The sequence below is a fragment of the Ruegeria sp. YTSA075 genome (assembly GCF_059610245.1).
The window spans coordinates 106,474-119,627 of the sequence record NZ_JBXWNG010000008.1 but is presented as its reverse complement, the minus strand read 5'-3'; the positions used below and the strand labels follow the sequence as shown (position 1 = coordinate 119,627).

11 protein-coding genes are annotated in these 13,154 nt (G+C 57.1%); 9 read left to right on the top strand and 2 right to left on the bottom strand.

Going from position 1 to position 13,154, the window contains the following annotated elements; all coding sequences use genetic code 11:
* Positions 1–15 precede the first annotated feature (15 nt).
* From AC2FGE_RS15090 to AC2FGE_RS15055, 8 genes are all read left to right on the top strand, one after another.
* Positions 16–513 (top strand): class I SAM-dependent methyltransferase, encoded by a 498-nt coding sequence (locus AC2FGE_RS15090; RefSeq protein WP_496820044.1) that lies wholly within the window; start codon positions 16–18, stop codon positions 511–513.
* Positions 514–574: 61 nt separating this feature from the next.
* Positions 575–1,723: an acetate/propionate family kinase gene (locus tag AC2FGE_RS15085; protein WP_496820042.1), complete on the top strand. Its 1,149-nt coding sequence runs from the start codon at positions 575–577 to the stop codon at positions 1,721–1,723.
* Positions 1,724–1,752: 29 nt separating this feature from the next.
* Complete coding sequence (locus AC2FGE_RS15080; protein ID WP_496820040.1) at positions 1,753–2,382, top strand: glutathione S-transferase family protein; 630 nt, start codon at positions 1,753–1,755, stop codon at positions 2,380–2,382.
* Between the two features lie 113 nt (positions 2,383–2,495).
* Positions 2,496–4,898 carry a GcvT family protein gene (locus tag AC2FGE_RS15075; RefSeq protein WP_496820038.1) on the top strand — a complete coding sequence of 801 codons (2,403 nt, stop codon included), beginning with the start codon at positions 2,496–2,498 and terminating at the stop codon, positions 4,896–4,898.
* A 2-nt stretch (positions 4,899–4,900) separates the two neighbouring features.
* Positions 4,901–6,445: a trimethylamine methyltransferase family protein gene (locus tag AC2FGE_RS15070; RefSeq protein WP_496820036.1), complete on the top strand. Its 1,545-nt coding sequence runs from the start codon at positions 4,901–4,903 to the stop codon at positions 6,443–6,445.
* Positions 6,446–7,120, top strand: coding sequence for a TetR/AcrR family transcriptional regulator (locus AC2FGE_RS15065; RefSeq protein WP_496820034.1), 675 nt, complete (start codon positions 6,446–6,448; stop codon positions 7,118–7,120).
* Entirely contained in the window at positions 7,117–8,421 is a 1,305-nt protein-coding gene (locus tag AC2FGE_RS15060) for an NAD(P)/FAD-dependent oxidoreductase (RefSeq protein ID WP_496820032.1), read from the top strand. Before AC2FGE_RS15065 ends, AC2FGE_RS15060 begins: the two co-directional genes overlap by 4 nt.
* Before the next feature lie 57 nt (positions 8,422–8,478).
* A complete protein-coding gene (locus AC2FGE_RS15055) occupies positions 8,479–9,210 on the top strand; it encodes a hypothetical protein (protein ID WP_496820031.1) in 732 nt (243 codons plus the stop codon).
* 7 nt (positions 9,211–9,217) lie between these two features.
* Here the strand turns inward: AC2FGE_RS15055 and AC2FGE_RS15050 are convergent, their stop codons facing one another.
* Positions 9,218–9,565: a DUF3307 domain-containing protein gene (locus AC2FGE_RS15050; protein ID WP_353012214.1), complete on the bottom strand. Its 348-nt coding sequence runs from the start codon at positions 9,563–9,565 to the stop codon at positions 9,218–9,220.
* A 248-nt stretch (positions 9,566–9,813) separates the two neighbouring features.
* Here AC2FGE_RS15050 and AC2FGE_RS15045 point away from each other — a divergent pair, with 248 nt between their 5' ends.
* Positions 9,814–12,810 (top strand): ABC transporter transmembrane domain-containing protein, encoded by a 2,997-nt coding sequence (locus AC2FGE_RS15045; RefSeq protein ID WP_496820082.1) that lies wholly within the window; start codon positions 9,814–9,816, stop codon positions 12,808–12,810.
* A gap of 3 nt (positions 12,811–12,813) precedes the next feature.
* Here the strand turns inward: AC2FGE_RS15045 and AC2FGE_RS15040 are convergent, their stop codons facing one another.
* Entirely contained in the window at positions 12,814–13,101 is a 288-nt protein-coding gene (locus AC2FGE_RS15040; protein WP_496820081.1) for an ArsR/SmtB family transcription factor, read from the bottom strand.
* Positions 13,102–13,154: the final 53 nt, after the last annotated feature.

Below are 13,154 nucleotides of genomic sequence, written 5' to 3'. Positions count from 1 at the left end.
AGGAGAGATTTCCCAGTGTCCGAGAATCAAAGCCGTCTTGATCTGTTTATCGACCGCATGGTGTCCCAGCGAGCCTGTCTGGATTTTGCCATCGCGCAGACCCAAGACATGGACGGGCCGGTGTTTGAACTTGGGTTGGGGAATGGCCGGACCTACCACCACATGATTCAGTATGTCAGCAATCGCCCGGTCTATGTGTTCGAACGTGCGGTTGCTTCGCATCCGGACTCGACACCGCCCGAGGATCGGGCGATTTTGGGTGATGTCCGCGAGACACTACCCGCTTCGCTGGATCGTTTCGGTGCGACAGCTAGCCTGATCCACGCCGATTTGGGTGGCCACAATCGTGAAAAGAATGACGCATTTGCAAGGTTTGTTTCACCCTTGATCGAGCCGCTATTGGCCGAAGGTGGCCTAATGGTGTCGAGCGACAGGATGTATTTTGAAACCCTTAACGAGCTTCCCTTGCCCCAAGGTGCGGTTCCGGGACGGTGCTTTATCTATCAGCGCTAAGTCTGATCAACCCGGCGGCAGCGCCGGTACGGTGGTCAGTAGCGCAAACAGGAGGGACATAATGCAGGCAATTCTGACGCTGAACGCGGGAAGTTCGACCATCAAGTTCAGCGTATACAGGGCCGCGTCTGAACCTGACCTGTTGTGGCAGGGGCAGGTCGACAACCTTGGCCCGGTCGCGCAGCTGGAATTGAAAGGTGAGGGGCAGGTCCAGGTGATTGAGATCGGCCCCGCCGACCACGCTGCAGCCGTACAAGCGATTTTGCGAACGATCCAACCTTTGCTGGACTCGCACAGTATTGTTGGGGTGGGTCACCGCATCGTCCATGGCGGGCAAACGTTTGAGGGCCCCGTCATTCTGAATGATCAAATCCTTACGCAGTTAGAGGCTCTGTCGCCGCTGGCCCCTCTGCATCAGCCCCACAATCTGGCCGCTATTCGCGCCGCACAGGCAGCCTTCCCGGATGCGGTTCAGGTGGGGTGCTTTGATACCTCGTTTCACACAGGTCATGCGTTTGTAAACGATACCTTTGCCATCCCGCGGCGGTTCTACGAAAAAGGCGTGCGGCGCTATGGGTTCCACGGCCTGTCTTATGACTACATCACCGGCAAGCTGCAGCAGGATTATCCCGATCTGGCTGAGGGCCGTGTTGTGATTGCGCATCTGGGCAATGGCGCGTCGATGTGTGCTGTGACCGACGGGGCCAGCGTCGGGTCAACCATGGGGTTTTCGGCGCTGGATGGATTGCCGATGGGAACCCGGTGCGGTCAGCTTGATCCCGGCGTGTTGCTGTATCTGATGCAGCAAGGGCACGGGGTCGAGGCAATCACCCATATTCTGTACAAGAAAAGCGGTCTGTTGGGATTAAGCGGGATCAGTCACGACATGCGTACCTTGTTGGCCAGTGATGACCCGCACGCGCATGAGGCTATTGACTACTACGTGTTTCGCATCCGGCGCGAGTTGGGGGCAATGGCAGCCATTTTGGGTGGTCTGGACGCAGTAGTATTCTGTGGTGGCATCGGTGAAAACGCGGCCCCAATTCGTGACCGCGTGCTTGAGGGGATGGAGTTTCTGAACATCCATCTGAATGTTAAGGCCAATGACGGCAATTCCACTGTCATATCAGACAAGGGTGTTCCGGTGCTGGTGATCCCAACGGATGAAGAACGCGTCATCGCGCGCGCTGTGTCCCAAGCGATGGATTGAGTGACCGCCACAAAGAGAGGAAATTCAAGTTGATCTTCTACGACTGTTCGACCGCCCCGAACCCGCGCCGGGCCAGAATGTTCATCGCGGAAAAAGGACTGCAGATAGAAACGCGCGAGGTTTCGATTGCCAAGAACGAACAGTTGGATGAGGCGTTTCTGGCCGTCAATCCTCGGGCGACAGTTCCGGTTCTGGTAACAGAGGAAGGCACGGTTCTGACCGAAAATCTGGGGATCGCGGCCTATCTTGAGGCCCGCTTTCCCGAACCGCCCCTACTAGGGCGCAGCCCAGATGAGAAGGGTCAGGTTTTGATGTGGAATGCCATCGTTGAACAACAGGGCGGCATGCCTGTTGCAGAGGTTCTGCGCAATACACATCCGGCGTTCAAGGATCGGGCCATCCCCGGGCCGACAAACCATCCTCAGATCCCACTATTGGCCGAACGAGGCAGGGAGCGCATCGCTGATTTCTTCGCGTTGCTTGAGGCGCGATTGCAGGACTGCCGTTTTGTCGCGGGGGATATGTTCAGTCTGGCGGATATCAGTACGTTTGTTTTTGTGGATTTTGCACGTGTCATCAAAACGCGCATTCCCGAAGGCAACAGCGCCACTCTCGATTGGTTTGAAAACATTCAATCCCGACCCAGCGCAAACCTCTAAAATCTAGGGCTGAGCATGCGCAGATTTGAATTGATCTGCACTGTACAGAATTGTCTAGACAGAAGTGAACAGTGCCTCTAGCGTTTCCAGCGAGTCGTCCAAGGGAGGTCGGGATGAAATCGCAGTATCGCGTGGTGGTCATTGGGGGCGGCGTTGTGGGCGCCTCGGTTTTGTATCATCTGGCCAAATTTGGCTGGTCCGATGTTGTCATGCTCGAGCGGCGCCGGCTGGCGTCGGGCTCGTCCTGGCACGCGGCCGGCGGCATTCACGCGCTGAATGCCGATCCGAACATGGCGTCACTGCAGGCTTATACCATCGACCTGCTCAGCGAGATCGAGAAAGAGTCTGGCCAGAATATTGGCCTCCACATGACTGGCGGCCTGACACTGGCCGGAACACCCGAGCGCTGGGAATGGCTGCAGGCCAACTACCGGATTTTCCAATCCATCGGCATTGATGATTGCGAGCTGCTGACGCCGGAAGAGGCGCAGAGACGCTGCCCTATCATGTCCACCGATGGCGTTCTGGGCGCGATGTGGGCGGACCGCGAAGGTTACATCGACACCACCGGCACAGTTCAGGCCTATGCGACGGCGGCAAAAAAGCGTGGCGCGGAATACTACGAGGAAACCAAGGTCGAAAGCCTGACGCAGACGGCGGATGGCTGGGAGGTCGTGACTGACAAGGGCACGATAACATGTGAACATGTGGTCAACGCCGCGGGCCTTTGGGCCAAGCAGGTGGGCCGAATGGCCGGGGTGGAACTACCGGTCTCACCGCTCAAGCACCACTATCTGATTACGGATGCCGTGCCCGAGGTCGCAGCAGCCGACTTCGAAATGCCGATGACCGTGGACTTGGAAGGCTTCACCTATATGCGGCAGGACCAGAAGGGGGTTCTGGTCGGCATCTACGAGGTCGACCACGAGCACTGGGCCATGGACGGCGCGCCCTGGAACTATGGCGAAGAGCTGTTTCAGGAGCAGCTGGACCGCATCGAGAACGAGTTGATGCTGGGTTTCGAACGCTACCCTTCGATCCAGAACGTGGGCATCAAGACCTGGGTGAACGGCGCGTTTACCTTCTCGCCTGATGGCAACCCTCTGGTTGGCCCGGTCCCGGGCAAGCGTGGCTATTGGTCGGCCTGTGCTGTGATGGCGGGCTTCCTGCAAGGTGGCGGTGTAGGCAAAACGCTGGCTGAATGGATGATCCACGGCGAACCCGAGGCCGATGCCTGGCCGATGGATGTGGCGCGCTACGGCGATTTCGCCCAGAACAAACGCTACATCCGCGAAACCACCGGGCAGTTCTATTCCCGCCGGTTTGTGATGACCTATCCGAACGAGCAACTGCCTGCAGGCCGCCCGTTGAAAATGGCCCCTGCCCATGATGCGATGACGGAGGCGGGCTGCAAATGGGGCGTCAGCTGGGATCTGGAAGTACCGCTTTACTTTGCGCCGAAGGGTTTCGAGGAAACGCCGACCCTAAAGCGCTCCAATGCGCATGATATCGTGGCCGAGGAATGTAAAGTGATCCGCGAAGGCGTGGGCCTGTTGGATATCTCCGGCTTTTCGCGGTTCGAGGTGACTGGCCCGAATGCGCAGGTCTGGCTGGACAAGGTCATGGCTTCGAAACTGCCTGCGCCGGGTCGGGCCAAACTGGCGCCAATGCTGGGTGAGAACGGTCGCCTCAAGGGCGATCTGACCGTATTGAACTGGGGCGATGGTACCTGGTGGATTATGGGCAGCTATTACTTGCGCGCCTGGCATATGCGCTGGTTTGACGACCACATGATCGATGGGGTGAACATCCGCGATCTGGGTGAGGAATACTGTGGCTTCGGTCTGGTCGGGCCGAAATCGCAGGCGGTGATCGAGAAATTGGCCGAACAGGACATCTCGGGCCTGAAATTCATGGGCTGCGGCGATTTCGATGTTGGTCTTGTGCGTGCCCGCGTGGCACGCATGTCGGTGACCGGCGAAAAGGGGTACGAGATCAACTGCCGCTATGGCGATCACATCAAGCTGCGCCGGATGTTGCTTGAGGTTGGGGCCGATGAAGGTATCCGTGAGTGCGGATTCAATGCGATGCTGTCGACTCGGCTTGAGAAAAGCTTTGGCATCTGGTCGGCGGAGTTCACCCAGGCCTACACACCGGGCATGACCGGGATGGATCGTTGGATCGACTGGGACAAGGACTTTGTCGGTAAGGATGCAGCTGTGGCTGAACGTGATGGCAATGGCCCGGCGCAGGTGCAGGTGACGCTGGAAGTTGATGCGCTGGACGCGGATGCCAGTGGCTATGAGCCGATCTGGGCAAATGGGGAACGCGTGGGGTTTGTCACCTCGGGCGGTTATGGCCACTATACTGGCAAATCGCTGGCGATGGCTCTGGTCAACCGGGACAAGGCTGAGCCGGGAACGGAACTGTCCGTACATGTGGTCGGCGTCGAACGCCCGGCCTGTGTGATCGCCGCGTCGCCATATGACCCTCAGGGCAAAGCGATGCGAGGCTGATCATGGTGGCGCAAGACCAAAGGCGCCGACGGCGCGGACGCGGAGCTGAGGCCGCGCCACCCATTCTGCGGGATGTGAACTATCGCCAACTCAGGAACCCTTTCCCGCAGATGGAGGTGTTCCCGGCAGATCAGATCGCAGACATGCACGAGACCGCGCTGCGCATGCTGCAAGAGCTGGGCGTAAAGGTTTTGCTGCCCGAAGCGCGTCGTATCTTTGCCGCAGGAGGGGCCAGTGTCGACGAAGAGACCGAGATGGTCTTTATCGGGCGCGATATGGTCGAGGCAGCGGTTGCCTCGGCTCCGAAGTCGATTGCCTGTCGGGCGGGTGCACGGCATCGGGACTTCACGCTGGAACTGGGCTCATTGGTGTTTCAACCGGGGGCCGGGGCCCCGAATGCCACCGATCTGGAGCGGGGGCGTCGGCCTGCGACAGGGCGGGACTATCTTGAGTTTTTGAAACTGACCCATCATTTTGACGTGTTTCAGATGATCTCGCCTCAGGTCGAACCGCAGGACGTACCAACCAACCTGCGCCACTACTTCACGACCAAGGCGCAGATGGAACTGACTGATAAGTTTCCGTTCTTCTTCTCGCGTGGCACACCACAGGTGATGGACTGCTTTGAGATGCTGGCCACTGCCCGTGGCCTGTCGGATGACGATTTCCGTAATGGAGCCCATTGCTACACCATCATCAACACCAACAGCCCGCGCACTCTGGACATTCCGATGGCACAGGGGCTGATTGATTTTGCCAAGCACGGTCAGATGTCGATTATCACGCCGTTTACGCTAATGGGGGCGATGGCGCCGATCACGGTGGCAGGGGCGATAACCTTATCTCATGCAGAAGCGCTGTCGGCACTGACCCTGACGCAGCTGACCAATCCGGGCGCGCCGGTGTGCTATGGGACGTTCACCAGCAATGTGGATATGAAATCAGGTGCGCCCGCCTTCGGAACACCCTCACATTTCCAGGCTTCGCTGGCGGCCGGACAATTGGCGCGGCATTTGGGGTTGCCGTGGCGATCTGCTGCGGGCTCGGCGGCGAATGTCAACGATGTGCAGGCGGCCAACGAAAATCAGTTCGGACTATGGGGCTGTCTGATGGCCGGGGCGACCGTCATAATCCATTCGGCAGGCTGGCTGGAAGGCGGACTGACGGTCTCGTTTGAAAAGCTGGTCTGCGATGCCGAAGTGCTCAACATGGTGGCCGAGCTTTGCGCCGGGGCGCAGGCCGGAACGTCCGAGATCGGCTTTGACACTGCGCTGAGTGAGGTCGAGCCCAGCGGACATTTCTTTGCCTCCACCCAGACGATGGAGCGGTACAATACCGAGTTTTATCAACCCCATGTCCACGACTACGCCAATTTCGGAACCTGGACCGAGCGTGGATCGGTCGATACCAACCATCGCGCAACCGGGGTCTGGAAGTCTATTCTGAGCGATTTCAAAGCACCGCCAACCGATAATGACAATATCGGAGCCCTGCACGACTTTATCGCACGACGCACTGCTGAAGGCGGCGCACCACCGGAGAGCTGAATGAACACCAAACCGATCCTCCACCGGGATGACCCACAGGCCGAACCATTGGTCGGCAATGTCAAAGTCACGCGCGACGATTGGCTGAACGTGGCGATGGATGTGCTGATCTCGGACGGGGTGGATCAGATCAAGGTGCTGAATCTGGCCGAGCGGATGGCCGTGTCACGGTCGTCCTTTTATTGGTACTTCAAGTCGCGCCAGGAACTGTTGGACGCGCTATTGGCGCGCTGGCAGGCGACGAATACTGCCGCGCTGATCAAACAGGCTGAAATCCCAGCCGAGACGATTACAGCGGCGGTCTGCAATGTACATCGGTGTGTCGTGAATACGGAGCTGTTTGATACCGCCTTAGATTTTGCGGTGCGCGATTGGGCGCGCAAATCAGGCAAGGTACGACGCGTTCTGGATCAATCTGACGCAAAGCGCCTGGCTGCCCTGCACGCGATGTTCGCACGCTATGGGTATTCCGAGGTCGAAGCCGAAACCCGCGCGCGCGTTCTGTACTACATGCAGATTGGCTATGATCTGGCCCAGTTGAACGAACCTATGGAAACACGGATCTCGATGGTGCCGCACTATCTGTACGTTTTCACGGGCGTCGATCCGAAACCCGAGGAAGTCGAGGAATTCAGCGCCTATTCGCAGCGCTATTGGAGAGGAGACACCCCATGAGCCAGCCAGACGCAATAATCATCGGAACCGGTGTGATCGGTGCCGCGATCGCTTTTGAGATGGCCAAAGCCGGGTGGAAAACCCTGTCGCTGGATCGGAACAGTCAGGCGGGGCATGGTTCGACCGCTGGATCCTGCGCGATCATCCGTATGCACTATTCGACCTTCGATGGTACGGCCTTTGCATGGGAGGGTTATCACTATTGGCGTGATTGGGCCGAATATCTTGGTCTGCCAGCCGATGCCGATTTGGCGCAATTCCGCGAGACGGGATGTCTGGTGATGAAGACCGATGCCAACGGAATGCTGGAAAAGCATATGGCCAACAGTGCCGATCTGGATTGCCCGTTCGAAGAATGGTCGCCCGAGGTGATTAATGATCGTTTGCCGGTCTATTCGTTGGATAGTTTTGCGCCAGCACGCCGGATGGATGATCCAGAGTTCGGTTATTCCAACGGTCGTAAGATGCAGGGCGGTGTGTTTTGGCCGCAGGCAGGTTATGTCACCGACCCAGCGCTGTCCGCTCAGAACCTGATGGATGCAGCAAAGCAACATGGGGCTCAGGTGCAGACTGGGGCCGAGGTCGTTGAGGTTCTATCCGAAGATGGTCGCGTCGCGGGGGTCAAACTGGCGTCGGGTGAGGAAATCCGCGCCAGGGTCGTTGTGAATGTGGCCGGGCCGGGGTCGGCCATCATCAACAAGATGGCTGGCGTATTGGATGACATGACGATTGAGACACGACCCTTGCGGCAAGAAGTGGTCCATGTGCCCGCGCCCGATGGGTTCGATTTTGAGAATAACGGCACCATCGTCTCGGACAGTGACATCGCATGTTACTGCCGCCCGGAACATGGCAATCATATCCTTGTCGGGTCTGAAGACCCCGAATGCGACCCGCATCAGTGGTGCGAGGATGATTTGAACTACAACCGCGATTTCACCGATCAGTGGACCACTCAGGCCATGCGATATGCGCAGCGCGTGCCCAGCCTGGGCATCCCGTCGAAAACCCGCGGTGTGGTTGACCTGTACGATGCGTCGACAGACTGGATTCCGATTTACGACAAATCCAGCCTGCCGGGTTTCTACATGGCCTGTGGCACCAGCGGAAACCAGTATAAGAACGCTCCAATTGCGGGCAAGATGATGACTGCGCTGATTGAATATTGCGAAGGTGGGGCCGACCATGATGCAAAGCCGCTGCAGTTCGAATTGCCGTATATCAAGCGCATGATCGATGTGGGGTTCTATTCGCGCAAACGTCCAATCAACGAAGAAAGCAGTTTTTCGGTTCTGGGGTAGTCGACCGGTCCAAACGCGCTATGCTTTCGAAAGGTCTGAGCAAACACAGGGCCCGAGATGGCACAGTCAGGAAACCGCGTTCTGATACTGGGCAGCGCACCAGATGCGATAGAGGCACGCGCATGGCCCCGCGAGCCCTTTACGCACATAGTGGTGATTAACAACGCCTGGCGTGTGCGCGAGGATTGGGATGTGTTGGTCCATCCTGAAGATTTTCCTCCGGACAGATGGCCGGTGCGTTTGAAACCTGGGCAAAGTATTGTCACGGCCCAGGATTACGTGCCTCGGCAGAACGACTATGGCGGTTTTGTCTATGCAGGCGGCACGATGGCCTTTACAGCAGGGTATTGGGCTTTGTCGGCCCTTGAGCCCCAGGTTCTTGCGTATTTTGGGTGCGATATGGTCTATGCTGGCAAGGGTCAGACCCATTTCTATGGCACAGGTGCGGCTGATCCGCTGCGCGATGACATCACCTTACGCTCATTAGAAGCCAAATCCGCCCGTCTGGCCTTGTTTGCAGCCGCTCAAAAGTGCCGTGTTGTACGATTATCGAAAGGGGACAGTCGGTTGGTCTTTCCGTCGTCGCAGGCGTCACGGCTGACCATGGCGCCACTACCCGCGACGGCTGGAATGAAGGCGGCTTTGGCTGAAGAAGAACGGTTGGGGTATCACGTGCCATCCGGGCGCTATTGGGAAGAAGCGCAACGTTTTGATGTCGAAAAACTCGATGCTTTGGATCGGATGTGGTTGTCGGCCTATGAGCCCAGACATCTGAAACACGTCGCCTGAAACCGGTTCAGGCGGCGAAGGTAACCCAAGCCCAGACCATACCAATATAGGTCAACTGATGCATCAACTGGTCCAAACCGGCTGCGCGCCAGAATGCGGCTTGCTTCGGTTCAAGCTGTTTCTTGTCGGAATAGCTGGCCTTTGCGTAGTCGATATTGAAATGAACGACCCATTCGATCAGACCAACAATCAGGATGAAAAGCAAAGGCGCGCCAAATAGGATAAAAACAACAGTAGAGCCGACAACGTGCACACCGGCATGTTGCGCGCGACCGACATGAAAATACTCGCCACGCCCGGAAAGCATTTTGGGCGTCTGGAGGTAATAATCGGCAAACATATGCTTGATCTGCATCAAGCAGAGCATAAGAAAAACTGCGCCAAAACTGGCAGTCAAAAGGCCTCTCCCGAAAACGTCCTGAGGCGGATACTAGTCACGATTAAGTTGCTACGTAAATAAACTAGTTCACATTCGGCAAAGAAATGTTCCGCTATTGAGCTCGAATATAAGTTTTCGCTGGGATTTTGTGGCTTTATGCTGTTGAGTCTGAGGCCATGCTGAGTTGTAAATAGCAAGCAGGAACCGGTTCCATAGAGCGCACGATCTTTCGTTTTATCTGGAAGTACTCCAAACGCGACCAGCTTATCCTTCTGGCCGTGACATCAACTTTGTTTCCGTTGCTATATCTTACGCTGGAACTGCCCAAGCGCATCATCAACGATGCGATTGGGGCCAGCAGTGAAATCGTAGAGGTCTGGGGATACAGCCTGCAGCAGACCAATTTCCTAATCATCTTGTGCTTTGCCTTTCTGGGCGCAGTTCTTGCCCATGGCCTGATGAAGATGCGCATCAACACGATGAAAGGTGTTTTGAGCGAGCGGATGCTGCGTCGCTTTCGCTATCAATTGATCAGTCGGGCTTTGCGCTTCCCTCAGCCTTATTTCGAACGGGTCAGCCAAGGCGAAATGGTGTCGATGATCACCGCCGAAAGCGAACCCATGGGCGGTTTGATGGGCGATGCGATCAGCCAGCCGGTGCTTCAGGCCGGTCAGATGATCACCATTTTGTCGTTCCTGTTTCTGCAAAGCGTCTGGTTTGGCCTTGCTGCCGTCGCTTTGATCCCGGTGCAGGCGTGGCTGATCCCGAAATTGCAGCGCCAGATCAACCTGCTGAACAAGAAACGCATTCAGGAAGTTCGCCTACTGGCCGCGCAGATCGGCGAAAACGCCGCTGGTGCCTCGACCCTGCGCGCAAACGGAGGCTGGCGCTATCGCCGCGCGATGATTTCGGATCAATTGGGGCGCCTATTTGGGATCCGGTTCGAGATCTACCAAAAGAAGTTTTTTATGAAGTTCATAAACAACTTCATCTCCCAGCTCACACCGTTCATGTTCTATCTGGTTGGCGGTTTGCTGGTGTTGCAGGGATCGGTTTCACTCGGCGCGCTGGTGGCGGCGTTGGCGGCGTATAAAGACCTCAGTTCCCCCTGGAAAGAACTGTTGACCTACTACAATCAAACGCAGGATATGTCGCTGCGGTGGGACGTGGTGGTTGAACGGTTTGCGCCTTCGGGTATGCAGGATGAAGGTCTGTTCGAAGGCGAGCCGCCCGAGCGTCCGCATCTGAGCGGCGATATTGTTCTTGATCACGTTTCGGTGCGCGACATGGATGGCAATCAGGTGCTGGATGACCTGAACCTGACATTCCCGGCGGGCAAAACCATCGGCATTCTGGCGCAGAGCGAGGAAGACCGCCGCGTCGTCAGCGCACTGCTGACACGCGAAATCCTGCCCAGTGCGGGCAGGGTTGAAATCGGTGATCAGAATCTGGCTGAGTTGCATCAGGGCGTCGTGGCGGCGCGGATCGGTTATGCATCATCCCGACCGGTGATGTTCCAAGGCACGCTGGGCGACAACGTTATGATGCCTATGCGGTTCAAGCCGTTGTCTGAACACACCGATCACCCCGGTTTTGCTGAAACCCTGCGTGCAGGCAACAGCACCGACCCGTTCCAGGCAGAATGGCTCGACCCGTCCCGTGCAGGCTTTCAGAACGCGGCTGAGTTGCGGGATTGGTGGTTGAAACTGATCGATGGTATGGGATCGGGCGCGGCCTTGTTTCGACGCGGAGCCGAGCAGGAATTTGATCCGGTGGCCCATCCTCAACTTGCGGAGAAGCTGATCGAACTGCGCCCGCTGATACAAGAGACGGTAACAAAGGCGAAGCTGACCGAGCAGGCGCTGATCTTTGATCGCGAAAGCTATAACCCGGCCTTGCCCGTGGCCGAGAACCTGCTGTTCGCAACGCCTTGTGTTCCGGTCAACCAAGAGCTTCTGGCCAAGCAAACCGTGTTCTTGGGACAGCTGCGTGAGCTTGGATTGGATGAGACCTTGATCGCCCTGACGCGCGACGTGATCGACATGTTGCGGCAGATCTTTGGGCTGGATGGCACCGACCATCCCTTGTTCCGCAAACTGGGCCTGGAGGCCGGGACCTATGAGGCGGCCGTTGAATTGGTCGAACGTACCCGGAAAGAAGGGGCCGAGGGGCTGGATGACGCTCAATTGGCGAATCTGCTGGCGGTGCCATTTGTGATCTCAGCGGAGCAGATTGGCCCGGCCTTCACCGATGAGCTCAAGAGCCGCATTCTGGAGCTGCGCCATAGCCATTCCAGTAAGCTGCTGGAACCGCTGCAGGACGTGTTTGTACCGTTGGATTCCGAGCAGATCGCACCGGGTCTGTCGGTGATGGAGAACGCGCTTTTTGGTAAAGTCAGCCAGATTGGCGGGGCGCGATCCGACGAGGTACGCAAGCTGATTGTGGATGTTCTGGCCGAGAATGGCGCGCGCCCGCTGGTTGTTGAGCTGATTTATGATGTGCCGGTTTCGCTCGGGGGGCAGAACCTGCCCGCTGTATTTGCCGAGCCACTGGCGTTTACGCGTGCTACGATCAAGAAGCCGGATATCCTGATCCTGGAGAACGCGTTGGCCAGCTACAGCGTCAAGACACAGATTGCTGTTTACAAAAACCTGCGGGAATTGATGCCGGATGTCACGATCATCTATCTCAACGATCAGTTCGAAAATCCGGACGTGTTCGACATGTTCGTCGAAATCCGGCAAGGTCGTGTGGTTTCGGATGAAGGACCCATGGACGTGGAAGAAGACAGCGCCGCATCGGCTGATCTTGCGCGCAAGCTACGAGCACTTGAACAGACCCCTCTGTTCTCGGGCCTGGATCGCAGGCAACTGCGCCTGCTGGCCTTTGGTGCGCGCTGGTTTGATGCAATACCCGGACAGGTCGTGTTCCTGAAAGATGACCAACCGACCGATGGCGCCTACGTGGTATTGGACGGAGAGGCGGGCCTGTATCTGCCGCAGTCGGATGGCCCGGATCAACTGATCACCACCGTAAGCGCAGGCGCTCTGGTGGGTGAGTTGGGGTTGATCCGAAAAGAACCACGCGCCCTGAGCATGATTGCCGAAACCAACCTGTCCTGCCTACGGATTGGTGAAGAAGAGTTTCTGGCCGTTGTCGAAAATGATGCCGCCACTGCCTACAAGCTGATGCAGGTGATCGCCGGGTATGTGTCGAACTGATCCTTAGTCCTCGGGCTGGCAGAACAGCTCATACATCAATCCGATCACGCGTTGGGTACTTTGATCGGCCAGCGAGTAATAAACGGTCTTACCGTCCCGGCGGGTTGAAACCAGTTCTTCGTCTCGCAAACGTGCCAGCATCTGGCTGACGGCAGCCTGACGGATTTGCAACAGGTTCTCTAACTCTCCGACCGATTTTTCCCCATCGCTCAGGTGGCACAGGATCATCAGGCGCCCTTCATGCGCCAATGTCTTCAGGTAAGCAGCAGCACGGGTTGCGTTTGCTTGCATGCTGTCTGATGCTTCAACGGATAGAACGGTTGCGTCTTGCGGGGTCACGGATC

Excerpts from the sequence above, each read along its gene's own strand:
- AC2FGE_RS15085 (WP_496820042.1), top strand. The coding sequence starts at position 575 with ATGCAGGCAATTCTGACGCTGAACGCGGGAAGTTCGACCATCAAGTTC.
- AC2FGE_RS15075 (WP_496820038.1), top strand. The coding sequence starts at position 2,496 with ATGAAATCGCAGTATCGCGTGGTGGTCATTGGGGGCGGCGTTGTGGGC.
- AC2FGE_RS15070 (WP_496820036.1), top strand. The coding sequence starts at position 4,901 with ATGGTGGCGCAAGACCAAAGGCGCCGACGGCGCGGACGCGGAGCTGAG.
- AC2FGE_RS15065 (WP_496820034.1), top strand. The coding sequence starts at position 6,446 with ATGAACACCAAACCGATCCTCCACCGGGATGACCCACAGGCCGAACCA.
- AC2FGE_RS15060 (WP_496820032.1), top strand. The coding sequence starts at position 7,117 with ATGAGCCAGCCAGACGCAATAATCATCGGAACCGGTGTGATCGGTGCC.
- AC2FGE_RS15055 (WP_496820031.1), top strand. The coding sequence starts at position 8,479 with ATGGCACAGTCAGGAAACCGCGTTCTGATACTGGGCAGCGCACCAGAT.
- AC2FGE_RS15050 (WP_353012214.1), bottom strand. The coding sequence starts at position 9,565 with ATGCAGATCAAGCATATGTTTGCCGATTATTACCTCCAGACGCCCAAA.
- AC2FGE_RS15040 (WP_496820081.1), bottom strand. The coding sequence starts at position 13,101 with ATGCAAGCAAACGCAACCCGTGCTGCTGCTTACCTGAAGACATTGGCG.